The sequence below is a fragment of the Candidatus Dormiibacterota bacterium genome, from assembly GCA_035635555.1.
GTDB lineage: Bacteria > Acidobacteriota > Polarisedimenticolia > Gp22-AA2 > Gp22-AA2 > Gp22-AA3.
Map to the genome: position 1 here is coordinate 144,471 of DASQAT010000035.1, position 23,903 is coordinate 168,373.

General features: G+C 66.7%; 20 protein-coding genes. 15 read left to right on the forward strand and 5 right to left on the reverse strand.

The genetic code is table 11. The features are described 5' to 3' along the window. Positions 1 to 57: 57 nt before the first annotated feature. Positions 58 to 927, forward strand: a complete 870-nt coding sequence (gene ttcA, locus VEW47_09300) for a tRNA 2-thiocytidine(32) synthetase TtcA (protein HYS05372.1) — start codon at positions 58 to 60, stop codon at positions 925 to 927. A gap of 343 nt (positions 928 to 1,270) precedes the next feature. Here ttcA and VEW47_09305 read toward each other — a convergent pair whose 3' ends face one another. Continuing rightward, positions 1,271 to 2,437 carry a hypothetical protein gene (locus VEW47_09305; GenBank protein ID HYS05373.1) on the reverse strand — a complete coding sequence of 389 codons (1,167 nt, stop codon included), beginning with the start codon at positions 2,435 to 2,437 and terminating at the stop codon, positions 1,271 to 1,273. A 411-nt stretch (positions 2,438 to 2,848) separates the two neighbouring features. On the opposite strand from VEW47_09305, the gene VEW47_09310 reads away from it, so the two are divergent. From VEW47_09310 to VEW47_09345, 8 genes are all read left to right on the forward strand, one after another. Next, positions 2,849 to 3,259: a polymer-forming cytoskeletal protein gene (locus VEW47_09310; GenBank protein HYS05374.1), complete on the forward strand. Its 411-nt coding sequence runs from the start codon at positions 2,849 to 2,851 to the stop codon at positions 3,257 to 3,259. Between the two features lie 65 nt (positions 3,260 to 3,324). Beyond that, complete coding sequence (locus VEW47_09315; GenBank protein ID HYS05375.1) at positions 3,325 to 4,356, forward strand: hypothetical protein; 1,032 nt, start codon at positions 3,325 to 3,327, stop codon at positions 4,354 to 4,356. A gap of 48 nt (positions 4,357 to 4,404) precedes the next feature. Next, the gene (gene typA / locus VEW47_09320; GenBank protein ID HYS05376.1) at positions 4,405 to 6,252 is read left to right on the forward strand and encodes a translational GTPase TypA; all 1,848 of its coding nucleotides are present in this window, start codon (positions 4,405 to 4,407) and stop codon (positions 6,250 to 6,252) included. Next, positions 6,252 to 7,049 (forward strand): glycerophosphodiester phosphodiesterase family protein, encoded by a 798-nt coding sequence (locus VEW47_09325; protein HYS05377.1) that lies wholly within the window; start codon positions 6,252 to 6,254, stop codon positions 7,047 to 7,049. The genes typA and VEW47_09325 overlap by 1 nt, the downstream gene beginning before the upstream one ends. A 244-nt stretch (positions 7,050 to 7,293) precedes the next feature. Further along, positions 7,294 to 8,991: a sulfate adenylyltransferase gene (sat, locus tag VEW47_09330; GenBank protein ID HYS05378.1), complete on the forward strand. Its 1,698-nt coding sequence runs from the start codon at positions 7,294 to 7,296 to the stop codon at positions 8,989 to 8,991. Positions 8,992 to 9,583: 592 nt separating this feature from the next. Then, positions 9,584 to 10,087, forward strand: a complete 504-nt coding sequence (locus VEW47_09335; protein HYS05379.1) for a hypothetical protein — start codon at positions 9,584 to 9,586, stop codon at positions 10,085 to 10,087. Between the two features lie 35 nt (positions 10,088 to 10,122). Beyond that, the gene (locus VEW47_09340; GenBank protein HYS05380.1) at positions 10,123 to 11,676 is read left to right on the forward strand and encodes a tetratricopeptide repeat protein; all 1,554 of its coding nucleotides are present in this window, start codon (positions 10,123 to 10,125) and stop codon (positions 11,674 to 11,676) included. 233 nt (positions 11,677 to 11,909) lie between these two features. Further along, a complete protein-coding gene (locus VEW47_09345) occupies positions 11,910 to 12,362 on the forward strand; it encodes a hypothetical protein (GenBank protein HYS05381.1) in 453 nt (150 codons plus the stop codon). A 124-nt stretch (positions 12,363 to 12,486) separates the two neighbouring features. On the opposite strand, the gene VEW47_09350 is transcribed toward VEW47_09345, so the two are convergent. Further along, positions 12,487 to 13,308: a hypothetical protein gene (locus VEW47_09350; GenBank protein HYS05382.1), complete on the reverse strand. Its 822-nt coding sequence runs from the start codon at positions 13,306 to 13,308 to the stop codon at positions 12,487 to 12,489. A gap of 107 nt (positions 13,309 to 13,415) precedes the next feature. Then, positions 13,416 to 14,024 carry a hypothetical protein gene (locus VEW47_09355; GenBank protein ID HYS05383.1) on the reverse strand — a complete coding sequence of 203 codons (609 nt, stop codon included), beginning with the start codon at positions 14,022 to 14,024 and terminating at the stop codon, positions 13,416 to 13,418. Between the two features lie 449 nt (positions 14,025 to 14,473). Between VEW47_09355 and VEW47_09360 the strand changes: the two genes are divergently transcribed. Further along, positions 14,474 to 15,823, forward strand: a complete 1,350-nt coding sequence (locus tag VEW47_09360; protein ID HYS05384.1) for an alginate export family protein — start codon at positions 14,474 to 14,476, stop codon at positions 15,821 to 15,823. 65 nt (positions 15,824 to 15,888) lie between these two features. On the opposite strand, the gene aroA is transcribed toward VEW47_09360, so the two are convergent. Continuing rightward, positions 15,889 to 17,193: a 3-phosphoshikimate 1-carboxyvinyltransferase gene (aroA, locus tag VEW47_09365; protein ID HYS05385.1), complete on the reverse strand. Its 1,305-nt coding sequence runs from the start codon at positions 17,191 to 17,193 to the stop codon at positions 15,889 to 15,891. 115 nt (positions 17,194 to 17,308) lie between these two features. Here aroA and VEW47_09370 point away from each other — a divergent pair, with 115 nt between their 5' ends. Further along, complete coding sequence (locus tag VEW47_09370; GenBank protein ID HYS05386.1) at positions 17,309 to 18,718, forward strand: hypothetical protein; 1,410 nt, start codon at positions 17,309 to 17,311, stop codon at positions 18,716 to 18,718. Next, positions 18,715 to 19,323, forward strand: coding sequence for a hypothetical protein (locus VEW47_09375; protein ID HYS05387.1), 609 nt, complete (start codon positions 18,715 to 18,717; stop codon positions 19,321 to 19,323). The genes VEW47_09370 and VEW47_09375 overlap by 4 nt, the downstream gene beginning before the upstream one ends. A gap of 1 nt (position 19,324) precedes the next feature. Here VEW47_09375 and VEW47_09380 read toward each other — a convergent pair whose 3' ends face one another. Continuing rightward, on the reverse strand, positions 19,325 to 19,516 hold the full coding sequence (locus tag VEW47_09380; GenBank protein ID HYS05388.1) for a hypothetical protein: 192 nt from the start codon (positions 19,514 to 19,516) through the stop codon (positions 19,325 to 19,327). Between the two features lie 153 nt (positions 19,517 to 19,669). On the opposite strand from VEW47_09380, the gene VEW47_09385 reads away from it, so the two are divergent. From VEW47_09385 to VEW47_09395, 3 genes are read left to right on the forward strand one after another with little or no spacing between them, the layout of a single operon-like run. Then, on the forward strand, positions 19,670 to 20,122 hold the full coding sequence (locus VEW47_09385) for a tetratricopeptide repeat protein (protein HYS05389.1): 453 nt from the start codon (positions 19,670 to 19,672) through the stop codon (positions 20,120 to 20,122). Beyond that, a complete protein-coding gene (locus VEW47_09390) occupies positions 20,115 to 20,807 on the forward strand; it encodes a hypothetical protein (protein ID HYS05390.1) in 693 nt (230 codons plus the stop codon). The genes VEW47_09385 and VEW47_09390 overlap by 8 nt, the downstream gene beginning before the upstream one ends. Before the next feature lie 7 nt (positions 20,808 to 20,814). Next, positions 20,815 to 23,883, forward strand: coding sequence for a hypothetical protein (locus VEW47_09395; protein ID HYS05391.1), 3,069 nt, complete (start codon positions 20,815 to 20,817; stop codon positions 23,881 to 23,883). Positions 23,884 to 23,903 lie beyond the last annotated feature (20 nt).

Consider the following 23,903-nt stretch of genomic DNA (forward strand, 5'->3'; position numbering starts at 1 on the left):
CCCAAAGTCGGCGGAGGCGGTAGAATGGCGCTCCAAGTTCGAGCCTCGGAGAATGACGTGTCGACCCTCCTGCAGATCGAGCTGCCGCAGCGCCGCCGCGGCGCCGCGTCCGCGCCCGAGCCGCGCAGCCTGCTGAAGCCTCTGGCCCGCCGCGTAGGCAGGGCGATCCAGGACTTCCGCCTGATCGAGAACGGCGACCGGATCCTGTGCGCCATGTCCGGCGGCAAGGACTCGTACGCCATGCTGCACCTCCTCGAGCACCTGCGGCGCCGCGCGCCCGTCGCGTTCGAGCTGGTGGCGGTGACCGTCGACCAGGGCTATCGTGGATTCAAGACGGATGTCCTCGAACGCTACTTCCGGGAGAAGGGTCTCGAGTACCGCATCGAGCGGACCAACATCGCCGAGGTGATCGACGACACCATGCCGCTCGGCGACACCCACTGCTCCATGTGCGCGAGGCTGAGGCGTGGCGTGCTGTACCGCCTCGCCCCCGAGCTTGGCTGCAACAAGATTGCCCTCGGGCACCACGCCGACGACCTGCTCGAGACCCTCCTGATGAGCCAGTTCTTCAACGGCGAGATCTGCTCCATGCCCCCCATCCTGAAGGCGCGCGACGGCCGGAACATCGTCATCCGGCCGCTCTGCTACGTCTGGGAGGACGAGATCGTGCGCTTCGTCGCCGAGATCGGCTTCCCGGTCATCTGCTGCGCCTGCCCGGCCTGCGGCGACAACTCGCTCAAGCGAAAACAGATGAAGAACCTGCTCCACCGCCTCGAATCGGAGCATGCCGGGATCAAGTCGTCGCTCCTGCGGGCCCTCTCCAATATCAGGACCGGGCACCTCCTGGATCGCCGTTTCCTCGCGGGGTTGTCGGCGACGTCACCGGATCGTCCTGAATCGAAGGAAGCCAATCGATCGGAGGCATGAAAAGAGGGGCGGTGACCGGTCTTCCGGGCCACCGCCCCTGCGCGGGCACCCAAGACTTCCGCCCGCGGGAGGGAGCAAAGGTCGGTCGCTGTCAGAACACTCTCTGGCTCGCCGCTAACCGGAAAGGCCCTGAAGAATCAGCGACCGTTTTAAAGCCTGCCGAGCCATGATCCTCTTGCTATTACAACATGAAACTACCTTCAAATCTGTAATTGTCAAGCGAAAAATAACAAGTCATTTTTTACCCCGGCGGAGTCCATTCGAGGTGGACCATATATTGGGATGAATCAGCGTTCGTTGGCTCCGGGAGATGTTGGGATTTGAGCAATGGGCGCGCCGCTTTTCACTGCTCGAACCGCACGATCGTCTCCGCCTCGATCCCCGTGGGAGTCGCGCCGGTCCGGGGGGCGGTCCCCGTCTTCGAGGGGTCCGGCAGCCGGGCTGCCAGATCGTCGAGTGTGACATGCAGCCGGTAGCGGCCCGCGAACAGCACAGGCCCGGCATTGAATTCGAAACGCCGGATTTCACCCGGTGCCAGATCGACCAGGCGATCGGCGAACACGTCGAGAGTCTCCATGATGTCCCCGCCCGCCGGGACGGAGCCGCGTGCCGGCGGAACCTCGTCGTGCGCCGGGGCGGTCGGTGACAGGCGCACCAGGGGGCCCTCGGGCGGCGGGGCGATCGCCAGGGAGCCTTTCGACGCGTTGCGCACGACGAGGGCGCACGGGATGATGTCACCGGGACGAGGCGGCTCGTCGGGCAGGCAGACGACCTCCGCCGTCAGGTCCGTGGGCCGGCGCGCCAGCGCCTCGCGCAGCGCGGGTAGCGCCCGGGGCCCGATGAGCGCCAGAAGGCGCAGCCCTTCGAGCCGGTGCGGGCCGTGGTCCCTTCCGGCATAATCCCGTCCCCGTTGGATCCCTTCCTGCACCCACTCGTCCCGCGGCAGCTGCCGTCTCGCCAGGAACCATTGTCGCCAGCGCGTGATGGCGTCCCGCTGATCCTCGCGCGAGGCCGTGACGTCGTAGTGAAACGACTGGCAGGTGATGACCATGAGGGCCCGATCGGCCCTTTCACTGATCGACCAGGCCCCCTCCCCCGTGACGATGCGTCGGCGATCCGAGAGGCAGCCGAGCAGAAACGGCACGGCGTCCGCCATCAATCTGCGCCGGGCTGCGTCGATCAAGGCGTCGACGACCCCCGCTGCGCTGTCGAGGATGTAGCCGCTGTACGCCTGGAAATCCGAGCAGGCGGCGGCGTCCATGACCCGGACCGCACTCTCCCGCACCCGACTCTTGGGACTCGACGCATAGGCGCCAAGCGCCTGGCAGGGAGGGCGCCCCTCGTCCTTGAGCAGGGTCAGGACCTGCGCGCGCGATTGAGAATCATCCCCCTGCAGGTACGGCAGGAGCGGATCGGCGGCCGTCTTGGGTCCCGGGGCGGCCGTGACGGGTGGTATCGTGACCAGGAGGATGACCCAGCACGTCGCGATCGTCCTGGAAATCACACACATCCGGCCGGCCTCCTGTCAAAAACTTGCCTCTCCGCGTGGCGGCATATATATATTGGGCGGGACGGATCACACAAGGCCTAGGAGCGCTCCTAGTTGCCTTGACGCTCCCGGGACCGTGTGTTACAGTCCTCGTCTTCGAAGCGACGATCGGTTCCGAGTGATCCCGTGGGGAGCGTGGGCTCCCACATTCCTCCCCGCAGACGCCGGTGATTTTCCCGGCGCCGGACAGGCTCCTGCTTCTCCTCCAGAGAGTAGGGGCATTCTGTCGAGCGGGGAACAACGAGCCACCCGGAATCCACCGGGTCTTTCAGGGAGGTCTCCATGTGGGATAAGAGAGACGCCAGCGGTCGCCCGAACGAGGCACCAGTTCATCCCGTCTATTCCTCCGAACCTTCGAAGGGAGGCCGTATCGTGAATATCGGACCCTCGATCCAGATTAAGGGCGAGTTGCAGGGAGATGAAGACCTGACGATCGACGGCCGGGTCGAAGGAAAGATCGAGCTGCGGGATCACAACCTGACGATCGGGCCGAACGGCAAGATCAAGGCCGACCTGCACGCCAACACCATCGTCATCGCGGGCGACGTACAGGGCAACGCCTATGCCAAGGAGCGGGTCGAGATCGCCCCGACCGGCCGGCTGAACGGCGACATCATCTCGCCGCGGATCACCATCGCGGACGGCGCCCACTTCAAGGGCAGCGTCGACATGGAGCGCAGCAGCGAGGCGGCCCGCAAGACGTCGGGCCCGTCCAAGTCCGAGGAAGTGCGCCGTATACCCGAAATGAAGGACGACGCCAAGACCCAGGGCACGCGCCTGTAGTGGCAGGTGCCTCCGCCTCCGTCCCGGAGGAGCCCTCCGGGACGAAGGCGGGCCTGGCGCGAGTCATGCTGCACATCTTTCGCAGGAACGGCACGCAGGACGCCACGCCGATCGAGCGCGGAGACGGCTCGATCGTCGTCACGCACATCCTCACCAAATTCCTGAAGCGACTGCTGCACGCCGAGAAGCCGCGTCTCCTCGATCTCGGACGGCTCTCCGGATCCAACATCGAGTTTTTCGCGCAGCGCGGCTGCAGGGTGCAGGTCGAAGATCTGCTGCTCGCCCTCGAAACCGAGGAGCCGGGCGACCCGCCATCCGGAGCGGGCGGCGACGGCACGGTTCGGGCCCCAGCGGCCTCGAACGATCGGGAGGCACCCGGCGGAATCGTCGCTGCAACCGATGCGCCGGTCCCGCCGGCCTCGACCGGCCGGGGGGATTCGATCGCTGTCCCGATTCCCCCCCGCCAGGCTTCGGGCGAGGCCCGGCGTCCCGCTGGCGTCGCGGCGGACGCAGGCACGGCGGTCCTTCGCCCGGGCGCGCGCCCCTCGCGCCGCATCATCCTTCCGCCGCGCACGTTCGCGAGCCAGGCGTCGCGCGCGGGGGGGGGCCTGGAGCAGAATCGTCAGCGCCCCCGCCAGCCGGCGTCGTTCGCCGCGAAGAACGACCTCCTGCCCACCCGGTTCGCCTACCCGGACGAGACCTTCGATGCCCTGGTCGCCTGGGACATCTTCAACTACTACGATCCCGGCGCGATGACCCTCCTCGCCGCCGAGGCGCGCCGGATTCTCAAGCCAGGCGGCCTTCTGCTGGGCTATTTCCATGCGCGGCGGCCCGAGGGTCCCGAGACGCCCCGGCGCTACCGTATCCTCGACGAGGGGAGGGTGGCGTGCGACAGGCAGCCCGGCCCGCCTCTCCGGCGCCACGTCTACCAGAACCGCGACATCGAGAAGATGTTCATGGGGCTTTCGATCGTCGAGCTGTACTTCCTCAAGAACGCCACGCGCGAGCTTCTCATGGAAAAGAAGACGGGGCGCCCGCCGGTCACCCGCGCTCTGGTCCGCCAGGCGACGCCAAGACCCAAGTTCACGATCGAGTGAGCCGCACGCGCGACGGGATATAATCCACCGTCTCAAGAGAGGAGCACCGTGCCCGGACACGCCCGGCGGGGCGACATCCGCAACATAGCCATCATCGCGCACGTCGACCACGGCAAGACCACGCTCGTGGACCGTCTGCTGCAGCAGACCGGGACGTTCCGCGCCAACGAGCGCATCGTCGAGCGCGTCATGGACAGCAACGACCTGGAGCGCGAGCGCGGCATCACCATCCTGGCGAAGAACACATCGATCCGTCACCGCGGAGTGAAGATCAACATCGTGGACACTCCCGGTCATGCCGATTTCGGAGGCGAGGTCGAGCGCATACTCGGGATGGTGGACTGCGCCCTCCTTCTGGTCGACGCCGCCGAGGGCCCGCTGCCGCAGACCCGCTTCGTCCTCAAGAAGGCGCTCGAGCTCGGCATGCGTCCGATCGTCGTCATCAACAAGATTGACCGCCCGGACGCGCGGCCCCACCAGGTCCTGGACGAGGTCTTCCAGCTGATGATCAACCTGGGCGCCGCGGACGAGCAGCTCGACTTCCCGCATGTCTACACGTCCGCCAAGCTCGGGTACGCACGGCGCGAGCTGGAGCACGCCGACAGCAACATCTTCCCTCTGCTCGACGTCATCATCGACAGGGTGCCGGGGCCGCCGGGGAACGCCGACTCTCCCCTGCAGCTGCAGATCGCCACCCTCGACTACAACGATTACGTCGGACGCATCGCCATCGGCCGCATCACCCGCGGCCGGATTAAGATCGGCGACCCGATCGCCCTGCTGAAGCTGGACGGGAAAGTGGAGAACTGGAAAGTCACGCGGCTCGAGACGTTCGAGGGGCTGAAGCGCACCGGGGTCGAGGAGGCTGCCGCGGGCGAAATCGTGGCGATGGCCGGCATTCCCGAGATCCAGATCGGCGAGACGATCGCCGATCCGGCCGCTCCCGACGCGCTGCCGCCCATCCGAATCGACGAGCCGACCATCTCGATGGAGTTCATGGTGAACGATTCGCCGTTCGCCGGACAGGACGGCCGTTTCGTCACGTCGCGCCACCTGCGCGAGCGCCTGCTGCGCGAGGCGCGCGCCAACGTGGCGCTGCGGGTGGAGGAAACCGCTTCCTCCGACACGTTCACGGTCTCGGGGCGGGGCGAGCTGCACCTGGCGATCGTCGCCGAGACCATGCGCCGCGAAGGGTACGAGTTCCAGCTGTCGCGGCCCCGGGTCATCCTGCGCCGGGACGCCGCCGGGCGTCCGCTCGAGCCGATCGAATATCTCGTGCTCGACCTGGAAGAGGCCTACAAGGGGCGCGTGATGGAGATGCTGGGCGCGCGCCGCGCCGAGCTCGCGGACATGACCGGGGCGGGGACGGGTCGCGTCCGACTCGAGTTCACGGTTCCGGCCCGGGGGCTGCTCGGCTTCCGCCGGGAGTTTCTCACCGAGACGCGGGGCACCGGCATCATGTCGCACGTGTTCCATGAGTACGGACCGCACCGGGGCGACATCCCGTCGCGCACCCGGGGCGCCCTGGTCGTCAAGGAGCCGGGGACGACGGTGACCTTCGCGCTGCACAACCTCGAAGACCGCGGCACCCTGTTCACGGGCCCCGGCGTGCCGGTCTACGAAGGGATGATCGTCGGCGAGCATTCGCGCGAGAACGACCTGGTCGTGAACCCCTGCAAGAAGAAGCACCTGACGAACATGCGCGCCTCGACCTCGGATGACACCATCCGCCTGGCACCGTCCCGCGACATGTCGCTCGAGGACTGCATCGAGTTTCTCGGCGACAACGAGCTGGTCGAAGTCACGCCGAAAACCGTCCGGCTGCGCAAGCGCCTGCTCAGCGCGCACGACCGGAAGCGCGACGATAAGGCCGCGAGCGAAGCCGCGGTCTCCTGATGGGCCCTTCGGCGCGCACGGCCCCCGCCGCTCCGGCCGCGGCCCCGCTGCGCCGCCCGCTGCGCATCGCCCACCGGGGCGCCTCGGCGCGCGCCCCGGAGAACACGCTCGCGGCCTTCGCCGAAGCCGTGCGGCTCGGCGCCAACGCCATCGAGCTGGACGTCCATCTGACCGCCGACGGCGTGCCGGTCGTGATCCACGACGGCACCGTCGATCGCACCACCAACGGTCGCGGAGACGTGGGGAGGATGACGCTGAAGGATCTGCGCCGCCTGGATGCAGGGGCGTGGTTCTCGTCCCGCTTTCGCGGCGAGCGGATCCCGACTCTGGAGGAATCCCTCGAATACGCGCGGGGCCGCTGCGGCATGAACATCGAGATCAAGGACCCGCCGGCCCGCGGAAGGACCGCGCGCGGAGCGCCGGCCGCCCCGGATGCCGTGGCGCGCGCGGTGGCGCGGGCGGTGGCGCGCACGCGGTTCAACGACCTCCTGGTCGTCTCCTCCTTCTCGCCCCGGGCCCTCCGGCAGGCCCGCGCCGCCATGGAGCGCATCCGGCTCGGGTTCCTCGTTTCGCGCTCGCTCCGTGGACTCCGCGCCATGCACCGGCGTGTAGGTCTGTTCTCGGTCCATCCGCACGTCCGCCTGGCCGGGCCGCGCCGCATCCGGCTCTCGCGCCGGCTTGGTCTTGTGGTGGTCTTCTGGACGGTCAACGATCTGCGGCTCATGCGCCGTCTGCTGGCGCTCGGCGGCGACGGCCTGATGACCGACGACCCCGCGCTCTTCCAGGAGCTGCGCTGACGCGTTGACAGGAGAGGTCTCTCGCCGTATAGTTCGGGCTTCCGATGAGGAGCCTGAACGTTCCCATGCTGAAGCGGCCGGTCCGTCCTCGTTCCATGGCCCCTGAGCCATGTCGCTGTTGTCGCAGCGGCGGGCGTGTGGTTTCCGGGAGGTAGGTCGGCAGAGGCGGGTCATCAGACGATATGCCAAACCCTTTCCGGGAGACCGGGAAGGGTTTTTTCATGTTGAGGAGAGTGGAAGAGTCATGCAGGAAGAGAAAGGTGTTCTGACGAAGGCCCGGTCCGGGCCGACCCCGGTGGGCGGGAAGCTGGTCGATCGCGTGCTCGCGGGTGCCCTGCGGGACAAGGCCAAGAACCTCGCGGCCCGTCTTCCGAAGCTGACCCTGACGCTCGACCAGGTGGTGACGGTCGAAATGATAGCGACCGGGGTCCTGAGCCCGCTCGAAGGGTATCCGGGGAGCGGCGACTACGCGTCGATCCTCGACCGCGGGCGGCTGGCCGACGGAACGCCCTGGACCCTGCCGCCGACGCTGGCCCCCGGCGACGACGCGGCTCGTGGCGTGGTCGATCGCGTGCGCGAGGGGGAGGCCCTGGCGCTCATCGATCCCTCCGGCGTCCCCATCGCCATCCTGCACGTTCAGGAGAAGTACGGCTTCGACAAGACCGAGCGCGCCCGCAAGCTCTTCGGCACCGTGGAGAGACGGCATCCCGGCGTGGACTCCATCTTCAGGCGGCTGGGCGACACGGCCCTCGCGGGGCCGATCGACCTCCTCGAGAAGACGCACTGGGGCCCGTTCGAGAAGTACCGTCTCGAGCCGAAGGACGCCTGGAGACTCTTCCATGAAGAGCGCGGCTGGAGCACCGTGGTCGCGTTCCAGACCGCAAACCCCCTGCATCGCGGTCACGAGCACCTCCAGAAATGCGCCCTGGAGATCTTCGACGGACTGTTCATCCATCCCGTGATCGAGACGACCCGGCGGGCTTACTTCCGCAACGAGTTCCGCATCAAAGCCTACGAAGTGGCGCTGCGCGAATACTTCCCGGCCGATCGGGTGGCGATGGCGCCGCTGCGCATCACCATGCAGTATGCCGGTCCGCGCGAGGCGATCCTGCACGCGCTGATCCGCCGCAACTTCGGCTGCACCCATTTCATCGTCGGGCGCGATCACGCCGGGTTCGGCAGCTTCTACGACCCGTACGCGTCGCAGCGAATCTTCTCCGATTACGGCCGCGAGGAGCTCGGCATCGAGCCGATCTTCTTCCGCGAGTCCTTCTACTGCACGCGCTGCGGGGCGGTGGCCTCCGAGAAGACCTGCCCGCACGGCCGCGAGCAGCACATCACCATGAGCGGCACGGGAGTGCAGGACATCCTGCGCTACGGGTATCTCCCCCCCAAGGAGGTCCTGAGGCCGGAGGTCGGGCAGGTGATCCTGCAGGGGATCCAGCCGAAGGGGGTGGGGCCCGACGGCCACGCGATCAAGCCGGTCGGGGACACGATCAAGGGACTGTTTCCGTCCTATCTGACGCACACCCGCCTGGGCGGGCCGAAGCGGCCGCAGCCCCTGGATCCGAAGAACCTCCAGGCCCGCGACCTCGAGGCGGCCCTGCGCGACACGCGGGACAACGCCTCGCGCGTCTACGAGCGGGTGTACGAGACGTACGCGTCGCTGTTCGACATCGAGCGCGGCGCCGACCTGACGCTGCTGGAAGAGGCGCGGCGCAAGGCGATCGCCATCCAGGAGGAGCTCATCCAGGCCCTCGAGCAGAAGGTCGCCATCGCCCCGACCACGGTCGAAGACAGGTACATGTATCAGGATCGCGAGGAGGCCGAGCGCGAGCTGCAGGTGGCCCGGAAAATCCTGGACGACCTGCGACACGGCGCTGACACGGATTTCCGCGAGCGGGTCTGGAACCAGCGCCCGTACGACGACTACAGGTCCTGAAGCCTCGCGTTGAGGATCCGCGGCGGGGCGTCCGTCTTGACAAAGGATCACCCTTGTGATGTATTGGGTTCGGCTTCCAAACATACGCTGAGGAGGGGGTGAGACCGTGGCGAAGAAAAGATCCAAGCGGAAGGCGCCCCGCCGAAGGAAGGCTGCCGGCAAGTCTTCAAAGCGAAAGGTGTCGGCCCGCAGGCCGACCCGCAGGAAGGTGGCCAGGAAGGCGCGCCCTGCGCGGAAGGCCGGAGCCCGCAAGTCGGCGAGGCGCAAGTCCTCGGCCCGGAAGGCGGCACCCAGGGCCCGCCGCTCCCCCGCCCCGGTGCCTCCGAGCCCGGCTCCGGCTTCGGCCCCCTCGCCGAGTCCGCTGACGGGAGGGACGTACACCCCGACGTACGGAAGCGGGTACGGCTCGTCCGAGGAGGAATAGCCCCACCGAAAAACCGCAGCGAACACGCAGAACCGCCCGGTGGCCTTCCAGGCCCCCGGGCGGTTTCATTTCCAGGGATCCCAGCGCCGCCCTTCCGGTTGACTCCCCCCCACCCTGGACTATATTGGGCCATGGACTCTTGTCGAGTCGTCAACGCGAAGAGGTGTCATGGCCAACACACCCTTGCCCCCGTCGGAAGTCGCCTGGCGCAACGGGATGGTGACTCTCGAACGGCGCAGTTACAAGGAATCGATCGCCCTGTTCCAGCAGGCCATCGACCTGGAACGTCAGGAAGGGGCGAAAAACCCAAAAATGAAATACCTGTCCTATCTCGGACTGGCGCTGACCCTGTCGCAGGGCAAGTCCGAGGAAGGGCAGAGGCTCTGCGAGCAGGCGGTCAAGCGCGAATTCTTCGATCCGGACCTGTACTGCAACCTTGGAATCGTCTACCTCAGGAACCGCTTGAAGGCCCAGGCGTTCGAGGCGTTCCAGAAGGGCCTGAATCTCAAAGCCGGACATTCGCGGATCCTGGAGGAGCTGGAGAAATACGACCGCCGCGGCGAGCCGGTCCTCTCGTTCCTGCCGCGCGGCCACTACGTGAACCGTCTGCTCGGCCGTCTGCGCTTCCGACTGCGTCACCTGCTCGACGGCGCCGCGGCCCAGCAGACCTGATCCGCCCGGCCACCCCGCAGCATCGGTCCCCACGGATGACACCGCCCGGGATCCTGTCCGTCCTTCTGTCCGGCGCGTGTCTTCTCGCGTTTCATGGCGGTGTGGCGGCTCAACCGCGTGACGAGACCCGCCTCGGGCCGGACGCGCTGGTGCGGCGCGGTTTCGAATACCTCGCCCGGTCGCGCCCCGAAGATCAGGACGAGGCGGCCCGGCTGTTCCGAAAGGCGCTCCAAACCGGTCCGGACCGCGCCGATGCGCATGTCGGTCTGGCGCGTGTCTCGATCTACCTGTACACGCTGGGTCAGGACGAATCGCCCGGGAGGGTGCGCTCGGCCCTCGAGGAATCGCGCCAGGCCGTCGACCTGGCGCCTCACGATCCGGCCGCGGCCGCGGTCCGCGCCATGGCCCTCGCCGCGGACGACAGGCTGACGCCGGCCCTCGCGGAGGCGCGTCGCGCCGTGTCGACCGACGCCGCATCCGCCGAGGGGCATCTCTCCCTGTGCATCATCCTGCGTCTGCGAAAAGACAATGACGGCGCTCTGCAGTCCTGCCGCCGCGCCGCGGAGATCCTCCCCGAGGACCCGCGCGTTCTGTCGGCGCTGGGCGAGGCCCTGAGGGAAGGGGGCCGCTACTCCCAGGCGCTGGAGATGTTCGGCCAGGCGATCGAGCTGGATCACGAGGCGATGGTGCCCCAGCTCGGCGCCGCCGCGACGCTCCTGAAGGAGGGGAACGACGCGTCGGCGCGCCGCCTCTACAACGCCCTGCTGCAGAAGTGGGATTACGGGAAGAGCCGCGCCCGTCTCGGCGCCGCTGCCCTGCTCGTGATCGCACAGGACTACGAGGCGGCGCTTCAAGTCTACGGAGGCCTGGACGTGCCCGAAGGGTACTCCCTGCCGACGATCCTGACTCTGTACGGGAAGGGGTACAGCCTCAGGCGCCTGGGGCGCGACGCGGAAGCGGAGTATTTCTTCACCTCGTTGATCGAGCGGGTCCCGGTCGATTACGACGGCCCCGCCCGGGGCCGCGAGCTGCTCTTCAAGGCCTATCAGGACCTGATCGACTACTTCGGCTCCAAGGGCCGGGACGGGAAGGTCCTCACACTATTGAAATCGGCCTGCGAGCGGCCGCTGGTCCCGACCCGGCTGGCCCGGGCCCTGGCGGAACGGCTCGAAGGACGGAAGGGGGCGGATGAGGCCGTCGGCGTCCTCGAAAAGGCGATTCTCGGCGCCGATCCCCTGGAGGATCCCCTGGAGCTCGCGGATTCGACCCTGAAGCTGGTCCGCCTTCGTACTTCGAACGGCGGACATCGAATGCAGGACGACTCCCCAGCAGCCCGCGCCCTGAAGCTGGCCACGGAGCGGCTGGAATCGACCAACCTGGGGGCCGTGCATTACCGCCTGGCCCGGGCCCTGGCGCTGGCCCAGAGGCCCGAGGCCACGCTCAAGAGCCTCGAGCGCGCCCGCGCTTCCGGGTACTTCCCTTCCGATCAGATTGCTGCCGAGCCCGACTTCGCGAAGATTCGGGAGGACCCCGGTTTTGTGATCCTCCTCAAGGAACGGGAAGCCGCCGTCGCCCCTGAAGGACACTGACCTCCTGACATTCATGGGCGATTGCCTGTCGTCTTTTGTCTGACCCAAGCGTGATCTGTCCAGGAACACCTCACTCGCGGTTATTTCACCCCACACGGAAGGGACTGTCGTCCGGGACCTTGGGCGGTTTGCCGCAGGACTCGTCCAGAATCGCGACATGGTATCTCCCTTGCTCATGCTGAAGGGTGCGACGTGACCCGGGACATGTGGGCGCGTCTCAGGAGGAGAATGAGATGAAACGCGCTCTGGTAGGTGCGGCAATCGTTCTCGCGACGCTCGCAGTCGCGAAGCCCGTGTGGGCTCAGACGGTCACGCGGGAATCGCAGTGCACCGAAGTGAACGGCTCGAACAGGATGTCGTACGACTGCAACTTCAACGTGAAGAACTACGTCATGGGCACGCCAATCATGTTCACCATGAACTTCAGCTGCAACGGGAATTGCGGCCCGGTGACCAGCTTCGGCCTGCGCAACGGCGGGTTCACCCCGGCGGGCGTGGCGGGCCACATGGTGACAGGCCACCGCATCGAGAACGGCGTCGAGCTGACGTTCGTGTTCGACTCGGCGGGAAAGAGCGGCAACAGCAGGGCCGCCAACGGCCACTTCAACGTGAACGTCGCCATGGACGACGGTGAAGGCAACTGGACGGCGACGCCGTGCAAGGTGAACGTGCACCTGGGAGACTGATCGGGGGCTGAGCCCCTCTGCCGCTCCCGGGCGGCAAGAAAAAAGCCCGGCGCACGAAGGTCCGATGCTGAATCGGGCCGGTGCGCCGGGCGGTTTTTTTGCCCGGCCTTGAAAGTGACCGCGTTCAGGGCCGCAGCGTGGTCTGAGCCGACCGCTCCAGGCCCACCTGAATGTCCTCCTCCGGCTGGATCACTGCCTCCTTGCCCTTGGTGCTGCCGGCCACGGCCGTGCCGATAGCGCCGCCGATCAGGGCACCCCCCTTGGCGTCCTTCCCGAGCACCTTGCCGAGCAGGGCGCCGCCCACCGCGCTGCCGCCGATGATCCCGGCCTTCTTGCCGGCGCTGCCGGTGGCCACCTTGGTGAAGCCGGCGCTGATCGCCGCCGAATGACCGTCCGGAGCGATGATGCGGTTGAACTTGAGCGACAGGGCGCCACCGGTCTCCTTGAACCCCTTCTTGGCGCTCTTGACGTCGCTCACATCCCCTTCAACCGTGCTGCCCGCCGGAAAAACCACGCGATCTCCGACGATCAACGGGCTCTTCAGCGTCGCCCTGATCCTGTCCCCCACGAGCGCCGTCTCCGACGACAGCGCCTCGGGCAGGTTGACCGACAGCGATGTACCGGCCGGGATCGTGACGACCACCGGAGCCGGCTGCTTCGGCTCGACCGCGTGCGGGCGCTCTTCCGGAATGGAGCCGGTCGACTGCGACGTGCGCGTGCGCTTCGGGTGCGCCGGCGCCGTGCTGTTACGCTCCGCCGGGGGGGGTGGCGGCGGTTCCGGGGCCGTGGTGCCCGCCATCTCGGAATCGTTCGACGTGGCGGGGGGTGGCGGGGCCTGCTCGGCGGTGTCCAGGTTGTCGTTCTTCTGACTCGAGCAGCCCGAAGCGAGAGCGAAAAGCACCGCGACGAACGCTGAAACTGTCGGGTTGAGACGTTTGCGATTCATGATCCTCCTCTCAGAAACGGGGCGCCGGAGCGCCGTCCCTGCAGACAGTCGAGAACTCCGCCATCATAGCGCCGGCCCCCCGGTTCGCGCCACCCCCGGCGAATTCCTCACTGCTTGACCTTGATGCGCAGCGACTCCTTCAGGACGATGACCAGCGACGTGTTCGGCTCGAGCAGCGCCTCCCTGCCGCGCGCGCCGGCGACGACCGCGCCGGGGTCCGAGGGGCCGGCGAGGACGGCCGAAGCCCTCGGGGGGGTCAGCCCCTTCAACGCGGCCTTCAACTCTGTGCTGGCCCCGGTGGGCGTGTTGATCCGCTGGAATTCGAGCCGGAGCATGCCGCCTCTCCCCTTGGACCCCGTGGCGGCCGGGGTCGCCTCGGTCACTTCTCCCATGACATTCGATCCGGACGGAATGGCGACGACGCCGTTGATCAAGATCGCATCCGTCACGAGGGTGCGGAAAGGGTCCCCCTTGCGCGTCGACCCAGAGTTGAGCGAATCGATGCTGCTGAGATTGAGGACCGTTCCCTCCGGCACGGTGGCGTCCAGCCATTTGACGGCCGGAAGGGGCTTGGTGTCGGGAACGAATCCGCTCGAATTGTCATGGGCGGGCACGGGTGCCTGGCTGCTGCTCGATTGACCACAGGCCCCAAGACCAGACACGACGATGACGATTGTGAGGGTGGCGAGCGGGGAGGTCAATGTCATCCGGTTCATGTTCGGCCTCATGCGACGCCCGGCCATTGTAGTGTCTTTTGGAGACTCTTGGGAGCCGCCCTTCATCCAACGATTCGGATTTATTGTCCAATGGATTGGATGATCTGCGTCTTATTCTCAGCAAGAATTCGCTGACCAGTTCGCGCTGGTAATCGTGAAACTCACTGTGAATCATCAAGATGCGCAGATAGCAGCACGCCTGTCACCAGAATGGCAGCCACCTTGCAGTATACCTATACGTCATCGCATTCTGCGTTGACGCTCGTTGACTGAGAAAACCATTCACGAAGGAGGTGAGAAGGGGGGGGAATTCTGCGACATGGCCACGGCGGACAGGGGGGACCCGACCCCATGCCAGCACGATGAGATACGCCGGCCGGCCGCTGAAAGTGATTTTGCTTGTTACGCTTTTTCCAGTTCGTTCAACCCACTTGTGAGGAGGTTTTCGAATGAAGAAGTTGCTGTATGTCGCGCTCCTGGCCGTCGGCGTGATCGTCATGATCGCACCGCCCGTCATGGCGCAGGAAGAGAAGCCGTTCACGATCCACGGCGAGGTCCGGTCCCGCGGCGAGTACCAGGCCAACGCATCGGATTTCGACAAGGGCGCCAACGACAACGCCGACTTCTGGCCCTACAGGGTCCGGATCGCGGCCGAGGGGCGCTTCGCTCACAACGTCGCTGCCTGGATCGAGTTCCAGAGCGCCGGTGAAGCCGGTGGCACCACAACGCCGGTCCGCCAGGGTAACCTCGATGTCTTCGCCGGTGAAGGAGTCGAGATGTACCAGGGGAACATCACCCTCAACCAGCTCTGGAGCAAGAACTTCAGCCTCCGGGTCGGCCGGCAGGAGATCGTGGCCGGCAACGAGCTGATGCTGGGTGACCTCGATTTCTACTCCGGCCAGTCGCATGACGGCTTCGTGGCCAACTGGAACCTCAAGAAGGTCAGCCTGATGCTCTGGGCCACCCGCCCGGCCCAGGTTGGCTTAGATCGCCTACGCTCGAACTTCACGAGCCCGGATAGGACGTTCATCGGGGATGTCGCCGGGACGCAGAATTTCCTTGGCGGGTACGCGACCTGGACCTTCAACAAGGACCAGACCTTTGATGTTTACCTGATGGATCTCGACACCAAGACCGCCTCCAACATCGAGACCGTCGGCGCGCGCTACGCCCACGACCTCGCCGGGAAGACCGGCTTTTTCTGGGACGTGGAGTTTGCGAAGCAGTTCGGCAAGGCCTCTTACGCGGGCGACGTGAAGGCCGAAGGCAACGTGCTGGAAGGCTGGTTCGGCTACAACTGGCGGTCGGGCAAGAACAACCACCGCGTCTACGGCCGCCTCGAGAATGCTTCGGGCGACGACACGGGGACGACCGACAAGTTCGAGGGTTTCGTCCCGATGTTCGGTGACTTCCACAACCGGACGGGACACGGCGACTGGTTCCAGCTGGCCAACGCTCCGACCAATCTGGGCGGCGGCGGGATCGATGGCGCTGCGGGCGGCGCTGGCCTCCAGGCTTGGTCTGCTGGCTACACCGGCTACTACAGCGACAAGCACGAGTTCGGCGTGGCCTACTGGAAGTACACCCTCGACCAGAACGAGACGCTGTCCGGGAACGACGACGATGATCTCGGCAACTCGACCGACATCTGGTACGGGTACAACTACAGCAAGAACGCCACCTTCACCGTTTCCCTGTCGCAGTTGAGCCCGGGCAAAGCGTTGAAGGACATTTCAGCCACCGGGAACCTCGACGACACCGTGACGCGGCTGTACGGTCAGGTTCGCCTGCGATTCTAGGGCGACTCCCGATCAGCTCTACGCAATCGACCCCGCGGGGGATCCTCCCCGCGGGGTTTTTCTTTTCAGAAGCCCCCGGATGCCAGGCGATCGAAGAGATCCCAGAATCCCGGGAAGGACTTCGAGACGCAGTCGGGGTCGACGATCACGACGCCCGGGACGCGAAGGCCCGCCACGGCGAACGCCATCGCCATCCGATGATCCGAGTATGTCTCGACACGCGCGCCGCGAAGGGGACACGGCTCGATCGCCAGGCCATCGGGGGCCGAAGCTGCGGAACCGCCGAGGCGCTCGATCCCGCTGACGAGGGCGGCGATCCGGTCGCTCTCCTTCAATTTAAGATGCGGCACCCCAGTGATGCGTGTCGGGCTGCCGGCGAACAGGGCGACCACGGCGAGCGTCGGGACGATGTCCGGCATGGCGCCACAGTCGGCGTCGATCCCCCGGAGGCTTCCCGTTCCCTGGACCTCGACCCAACTATCCCCCCGCGTCACCCGGCAGCCCATACGCTCCAGCAGCCGCACGAATTCGGCATCCCCCTGGCGCGAGCCCGGATCGAGCCGCTCGACCCGGACCCGGCCCGAGGTGACCGCCGCGGCCGCGAAGAAGTAGGAGGCTGATGAATAGTCCCCCTCGATCTCCATGTCGCAGGGACGGTACGGGCGCCCCGCGGGCACCCGGAAGAGGTTCGGCTCGGGACCGGCGGGGAAGGTCTCGACGTCGGCCCCGAATCTGCGCATCACGTCGATGGTCAGGTCGACGTAGGGGCGGGACACGAGCGGCCCTTCGATCTCAACCTGCACGCCGAGGGGGGCGGCGGGGGCGGCCAGGAGGATCGCCGACAGATACTGGCTGCTCGTGCCGCCGCGCAGGCGCGTCGTGCCGCCCTGGAGCCCCGGACCGCCGACGCGCACGGGGGGGCATCCGTCGCCGTGCAAGGACACCGCCCCGGCTCCCAGATTGCGTAACGCCACGAGCAGGTCCTCGATCGGGCGCTGGCGCATCCGCTCGTCGCCGTCGATGACATACTCGCCGCGTCCGAGCGTCAGCATCGCGGTGAGGAAGCGCATCGCGGTGCCGGCGTTCCCGACCGACAGGCGGGCGTTTCCGGCGGGGATGGCGCCGCCCCGCCCCTCGATTTCGACTTCGGGCGCCTCCACCGGTCCAGACAGGCGCGTGGCGATTCCGACCGCGTCGAGCGCCGTGATCAGGTGACGCGAGTCGTCGGCCAGGAGCGGATGACGAAGTCGCGATCGTCCGGCGGCCAGGGCCGCGGCGACGAGGGCCCGCTGTGTCGCGCTCTTGGACGGCGGGGCGGGGACGCTGCCGCGCGCGATCTTGACGGTCGCGATCGGTCGATCGGATGACACCTTCGAGTCCTCCGCGGGGATTGAATCGTACACGAGATCGCGGCCACTTGACGCCGTCGCGGCACGTCTCTATCTTCTCCTTCTCGCAGCTCGGTGATCCACTGGGAGTCGTGACGTGATTCTCCGAAGAGGTCGATTCGCCCTGGTCGCGGGCCTCGTGACGTTCGCGGCCCTCCTGATCGGTCTGGGCAGCCTTCTGATCGGGGCGCAGACGCCGGCGCGGCCGCGTACCGCCGTCAAGGAGGCGGGCCGGCACAGCGGCGACGACGGTGGGTTCTCGGTGACGCTGACGGAGCCGAGCGAGGCGTACCTGGTGGGGATCAAGAGGATCGTCATCGAGGCGCAGATCCCGCCGGGCGATTCCGTGGTCGGCGCCGACTTCTTCGTGGACGGCCGGCTGGTGGCGACCGACCGCAAGGCTCCCTACTCCACCGAAATGGACTTCGGACAGGAGATAAGGAGGCACACGATCATCGTGACCGCCTTGACCGCCGGCGGCCGGCGCGCCAAGGTCTCCTTCATCTCGCGGGCGGCCGACCTGGAGGGAGACGGGGCCGTGCCTCTCACGCTCGTCCCCGCCGTCGTGCGCGATGCGGGAGGCCGGCTCGTCGACGGCCTGTCCGTCGGTGATTTCGTCCTGGTCGAGAACGGCGCCCGCCAGCCGATCGTGCACTTCGACGACGACCCGGTGCCTCAGTCGATCGTGGTGACGATCCAGGCCACAGCACCCGAGGAAGCGCGGGATGCCCTGCTGCACGGCGCGGCCTCCTTCGCCGACTCGCTCCTGTCCTTCGACGCGATCGGTCTGGTCGAGGTCGGGGCGATTCTGCCGGACGACGGCGCGGCGCGCGCGGTCGCCCTTCGTCCAGAAAAGAAGAAGAAGGACGCCTCGGCGACCCCCGAGGCCACGCCTCCGCTGGTCGCCGCGTTCTCCTTCGACCATGCCCTTTTCGAGCAGCGCCTGTCCGATCTCGACGGCCGCGCCGATCGGCCGACCGGCGCTCCGCTCGCCGTCGCGCTCCAGGAGGCCACGCGCGGCCTGCAGACCCGACCGCGCGGGCGCGTCCTCCTCCTGCTCCTCTCGGGTCCGGGACCTCGGGTGGCGGAGGCCGCCCTGTTCCCCCGGCCCGACCCGACCCCCACCCCCTCGACCCACGTCGCGCGGGAGGAACCGGATCATGCCGCGGACCAGGATCTCCCCGCCGCCCTCGACGCCATCAAGCGATCGGGGGCGACCCTGCACGTGGTGGTCTACGGCGGGGTGGAGAGCGCTCCCTTTCCGCAGATCAAGAAGACGGCCGAGGAGACCGGTGGCGAGTTCCTGGTGACGGCGAGCGCCGAGGCGGTCGACGCCGCCTGCCGCCGCATCGCCGAGTCGCTCCTGCATCAGTATCTCGTCAGCTTCGCGCCCGCCTCCCCCGAGCACGAAGGGTGGCGGACGATCGAGCTGCGCCTGCGCCGGGCCGGCCTCGCCGTGCAGGCACGCAGGAGCTACTTCGCTTCGCAGCCTCTGAAGCGGCCGTGACGACGGCCCCGGCCACCACCCTGCCGGCGAGGAGCGTCCCCTCCTGGCCCGCTCTCTCTCTTCTCGCGTTGCTCGGCTTCTGGACCCTGCGTCTCGTCGCCGTGCCGGGGCGCGGCTGCTTTCTCGATCTGGTCAACCTGGCCTTCCACGAGGCCGGCCATCTTTTCCTGACGCCGTTCGGATCGACGGTGCATTACCTGGGAGGCACACTCGGCCAGCTCGCGGTCCCGGCGCTGCTCGCGGCGTACTTCCTTCTCTTCGGCCAGGCCTCCCCGCTGGGAGCCGCCGTGTGCGCCTGGTGGCTCGGAGAGAACCTGGTGAACATCTCGGTCTACATGGCCGACGCGCGCGACCTCGCCCTGCCGCTCGTCGGCGGCGGCGACCACGACTGGAACGAGCTGTTCTACCGGTTCGGCCTGCTCGGGGAGACCAGCGTGCGGGTCGTCTCCACCGGCACTCTGTGTGCGGGGATCGTGCTGATGCTGCTCGGTCTCGGCTGGGTGACGTTTTTCGCGCTCCCCTCCAGGACCAGGGAGGCCCTCACCGCCGCCGTCGAGGCGCAGGCGCCGGCGCTGCTGTTTCTTCTGAAGGACTCGAGAGACTAGGTCAGGCGGGACTGCTGTTCGAGGCGTCGCCGTTTCGCGGGGCCCGCTTCACGTTGGCCGGCGTCTCCTCCGTCTCCCGGGACTGCCAGTTGATCGCCCGGCACTCCGCCAGAAGCTCGCAGCGGACGCACTCCTTCATCTTCTTAAGGCTGGCGATGACCGTTCCGAAACAGTCCTTCGTGATCCTCGACATCCCTGCATAATCTATTGACTCCCCTCGGGTTGTCAACCTGCACGCGCATTGAAAATGCCCCTTTCATGTTCTATACTCCGCCGGTCTTTCCCCCTCCCGATCGCACGGTCCGACCCGGGCCGGCAGTCCGGACGGAAGGCCCGGTGCCCGAGCATGCGAATCAAGGCCCTGCGACTTGCCTGCATCATCCTTATCGCATCGGTCTTTCCGGGGGCCGCCCGGCGTGATAATTTCAAGCAAGAGATGCGCTTCGGCGCCGAAGCGGCGCAGCGGGGATTGTGGCGTGAGGCGGCGTTTCGCTGGGAGAAGATTCTCAAGACCGATCCCGACAACGCCCGCGCGCACAACAACCTGGCCGTGGCCTCGGAGAGTCTCGGCCAGTTCGACAAGGCCCGCAAGGAATACGAGCAAGCCCGCCGCCTCGCCCCCGACAGCAAGGAGATCCGCAACAATTATGAATCGTTCCAGGAGCTCTGCCGGACCATCAAGACGTGCGGCGGCGAGGCGGCCACCCCGTCACCGGGCCCCGGGGACGCGGGCACCGCTCCGCTGCCGGCCCCCGAGGGTGGAACTCCCCTCCCCTCACCCTCCCCCGGCGGTGTCTAGAAGAGCGGGTCGGGGCGTCACCGCCGCGGCGCTCGCGGTCCTGTCGCTGGCCGCGCCGGCGGCGGCGTGGGCCGGCGACGTCGCCAAGGTCACGATCACGGCACCGATGCCGGCGCGACTCGACATGACCGGCCTGCGGAAGATCCTGGTCACGAGCTTTCTGGTGGACAAGGAGATCTCCGGCGTCGATCTCAACAAGGAGATCGTGGGGTTGTTGCGCAAGGAGCTGCGCAAGAAGACCAACCTCGACATCCTGGATGTGGAGCCGCCCCCTCTGCCGGAGCAGCCGCTGAAGGACCTGCTGGCGAACAGCGGTTTCTGGCGCCGGCTGGGCGAGACCCACGGCGCGGACCTGATCATCTCCGGGAAGGCGTCGTACGAATCGGCCGACCGGTCGGGATTCGTCACGCAGGACGAGATCTCGCCGGTGACGGGGCAGCGCGTGCGCCGCACGCGTTACGTCGAGCGCGAAGGGTACACGCTCGGTCTCAACCTCTTCTTCATGGACGGGTCGACGGGCCGGCTCCTGTACGAAGACCAGTTCACCGGCGAGAACACCCTGCCCGGGCACGGCACCGATCGCCTGACCGTCCTGTACACTCTGTTCGAGCAGTTCGAGGACGACGTGCTGGGAATCGTGATGCCCAAGCCCAGAACGGCGCAGCGATACATCTTCACAGAGTAGGAGCCCCTTGAAACGCCTCCGAGTGGGCGCCTGTTGCGCGCTTTTCGCCGCGGCCCTCCTGAGCCCGGGCAGCGTTTTTCCGTTCGGGAAGAACAAGATCGCCTACCAGAATTTCGACTGGCATCTCTACAAGTCGCCGCACTTCGACGTGTACTACTATCCGGAGGAGGAATCGCTTCTCCAGGAGGTCGTCTCCGACGCCGAGAGCCAGTACATGCGGCTGTCGCAGATCCTGGACCACGAGATCAAGTTCCGGATCCCGCTCATCTACTACAAGACGCACGCCGAGTTCGAGCAGACCAACGTCGTCCTCGAGTTCCTGCCCGAGTTCGTGGGCGCCTTCGCCGAGCCGATCGAGAACCGCATGGTCCTGCCGATGGATGCGCCGCCGGACAAGAAGTATTCGCTCATCGGCCACGAGCTGACGCACGTCTTCGAGTTCAGCATCCTGTACCAGGAGTCGCTGTCGCGCGCCTTCCGCTCGAACGTCCCCGGCTGGATCATGGAGGGCCTGGCCAGCCACCTCGGCCACGACGAGGACAACTTCGACCGGATGATCATCCGCGACGCCGTGGTGAACGGGCTGATCCCGCCGATCCACCGCGTGCAGGGCGTGAACTTCATCATCTACCGGTACGGCCAGGCGGCGTTCGACTTCATCGAGGAGAAGTACGGGTCCGAAGGGATCCGCAATTTCCTCTGGGAGTACCGCAAGAGCCTCCTCGCCAACAACGTCGCCAAGCCGCTCAAGGACGCCTTCGGGCTGGAGGCCGACGAGTTCGACAGGCAGTTCAAGAAGTTCCTCCAGAAGAAGTACCTGCCGGCGCTTCTGGACAAGAAGGAGGCGGAGGACTACGGCAAGGAGATCGCGCCCAAGAGGAAGACCGACTATGAGCGGGAGTACGTCACGTTCTCGCCCGCGCTGTCCCCCTCGGGCGAGCTGATCGCGGCGCTCACCACGCGCTACGAGGACCTCGATGTCGTGATCATCTCCGCCAAGGACGGGAAGGTGTTCCGCAACCTCACGAAGGGGTTCACCAACAAGTTCGAGTACCCGGTCTACGGCGCCTTCCAGGGGAAGAAGGACCTGACCTGGTCCCCCGAGGGGGACAAGGTGGCCTTCTTCGCCCGTCGCGAGAACGAGCGCGCGCTCCTGATCTACGACGCCGTGCGCGGCAATCTCGATCGGATGATCAGCATCCCCGGCGTGGACGACGAGCTGTCCCCCGCCTGGAGCCCCGACGGCAAGAGGGTCGCCTTCGAAGGGAACAAGGGGGGGCAGGTCGACCTGTTCACCTACGACCTCGACAGCGGCGAGATCAAGAACGTGACCCAGGACGAGTTCTACGACGGCAATCCCGCCTGGTCGCCGGACGGCCAGCAGATCCTCTACAACCGGCGGATCAACGCGACCGAGAAGATTTTCATGGTGGACGCCAACGACCCGTCCCGCAAGATCCAGCTCACCTTCGGCGACAGCCTCGATCTCCAGCCGTCCTTCTCGCGGGACGCCAAGAAGGTCTTGTACACGTCGGACTCGAACGGCGGCATCTTCAATCTGTGCTCGTTGAGTCTCGACAACGGGGAGATCCGGCGCTACACCGACGTGGTGGGAGGTGTATTCACCCCGCTCGAGCTGCCGGACGAGGACGGCAAGTCCTCGCTGGCCTACACCTACTACGGCGGCGGACTGTTCCGCCTGTTCCGCATGACCCCGGGTGAGCCCGAGGCGATCATCCGCCCGGCGGACCAGGCGCGCGAGCCGGCGGAGATCCTGCCGTTCCAGCCCCCCCTGCGGCTCACGCTCGACGACGTCAAGAAGACGAAATACGCGACGCGCCGGTACCATGTCGAGAGCGCGCCGTCGGTCCTGGTGGGCGTCGCCAACGACGGCACGGTCCTGAGCAACGCCCAGATCCTGCTCTCCGACCTCCTGGGCGACCACCGGCAGTTCTTCGACTTCCAATCGGTCTCGACCTTCTCGAACTTCAACTACGCCTACCTGAACCTGAAGCACCGCTGGAACTGGGCCGCCACCGCCACCGATTTCCGGGACTTCTACGTTGTGAATTCCGCGGCCGGTCAGACGTTCCGGACGCGCCAGTTCAGCCGTTTCACCGGCGCCAGCTTCGAGCTCAGCTACCCGTTCAACCGCTACTACCGCATCGGCACTTCGGCCGGCTATTACGAGCGGAGCATCGACCGGCCTCTGGGTGTCAATATCAACACCGGCTTCACCGAGTTCGCCCAGCTCTCGGAGAAGTTTCCTCTCGTGTCATGGAGCATCGACGGGGACACGACCCGCTTCAAGGAGTTCGGCCCCTACCACGGGCAGCGCTTCCAGCTGCGGCAGGACTGGGCCCCGACGCTGAACGCGGGGGGTGACACGTCGCTGTTCCGGAGCGGCCCGTTCGTGAACTCGACCCTCGATTACCGGCTGTACCGGCGCGCGACATCGCGCTCGCTCCTGGCCCTGCGCCTCGTGGGGATCGTCGGCAACGGCCGGGGCTACAACGTCTACTCGGTGGGCGGATTGAACCAGCTGCGCGGCTACAACTACCGCGAATTCTTCGGCAGCCGCGTATCGTTCATGAATCTCGAATTCCGCTTCCCGCTCGTGGACGCGCTCGCCTTCCCGTTCGGAGTCATCCGCGATCTCCGGGGCTTCCTGTTCTTCGATGTCGCGTCCGCCTGGTTCGGCAGCGGTCAGCTCGGGGGAACGGGCCAGACCTTCTTTCACTCCACTCTCGGCTCCGAGGTGACCGACCCTACCTTCTCGTATTTCGTCCAGGGTCCGAACACTCCGGGCCAGGGCCTGCTCCGCCGGTTCGATTTCTGGGACTCGAAGAACGGCAAGCTGGGGGACGGCCGCGCCGCCTACGGCTTCGGATGGGGTTTCTACCTCGGACCGTTCGAGTTCACCTGGTCGTTCGCCCACCAGCTGCCGAACACGGTCGAGGTCTGCAACGACGGAGGAGACGGCATCTGCAATCCGGGCGATCGCATCAGCCGGATCAACGATCCCTTCCACAAGGGCGGCACCGTCTCGCAGTTCTACATCTCCCGCGAGTTCTGAGGCCGCGCGGCGGCGTACGC

Excerpts from the sequence above, each read along its gene's own strand:
- VEW47_09305 (HYS05373.1), bottom strand. The coding sequence starts at position 2,437 with ATGTGTGTGATTTCCAGGACGATCGCGACGTGCTGGGTCATCCTCCTG.
- VEW47_09315 (HYS05375.1), top strand. The coding sequence starts at position 3,325 with ATGCTGCACATCTTTCGCAGGAACGGCACGCAGGACGCCACGCCGATC.
- VEW47_09325 (HYS05377.1), top strand. The coding sequence starts at position 6,252 with ATGGGCCCTTCGGCGCGCACGGCCCCCGCCGCTCCGGCCGCGGCCCCG.
- sat (HYS05378.1), top strand. The coding sequence starts at position 7,294 with ATGCAGGAAGAGAAAGGTGTTCTGACGAAGGCCCGGTCCGGGCCGACC.
- VEW47_09335 (HYS05379.1), top strand. The coding sequence starts at position 9,584 with ATGGCCAACACACCCTTGCCCCCGTCGGAAGTCGCCTGGCGCAACGGG.
- VEW47_09340 (HYS05380.1), top strand. The coding sequence starts at position 10,123 with ATGACACCGCCCGGGATCCTGTCCGTCCTTCTGTCCGGCGCGTGTCTT.
- VEW47_09345 (HYS05381.1), top strand. The coding sequence starts at position 11,910 with ATGAAACGCGCTCTGGTAGGTGCGGCAATCGTTCTCGCGACGCTCGCA.
- VEW47_09350 (HYS05382.1), bottom strand. The coding sequence starts at position 13,308 with ATGAATCGCAAACGTCTCAACCCGACAGTTTCAGCGTTCGTCGCGGTG.
- VEW47_09355 (HYS05383.1), bottom strand. The coding sequence starts at position 14,024 with ATGAACCGGATGACATTGACCTCCCCGCTCGCCACCCTCACAATCGTC.
- VEW47_09360 (HYS05384.1), top strand. The coding sequence starts at position 14,474 with ATGAAGAAGTTGCTGTATGTCGCGCTCCTGGCCGTCGGCGTGATCGTC.
- VEW47_09380 (HYS05388.1), bottom strand. The coding sequence starts at position 19,516 with ATGTCGAGGATCACGAAGGACTGTTTCGGAACGGTCATCGCCAGCCTT.
- VEW47_09385 (HYS05389.1), top strand. The coding sequence starts at position 19,670 with ATGCGAATCAAGGCCCTGCGACTTGCCTGCATCATCCTTATCGCATCG.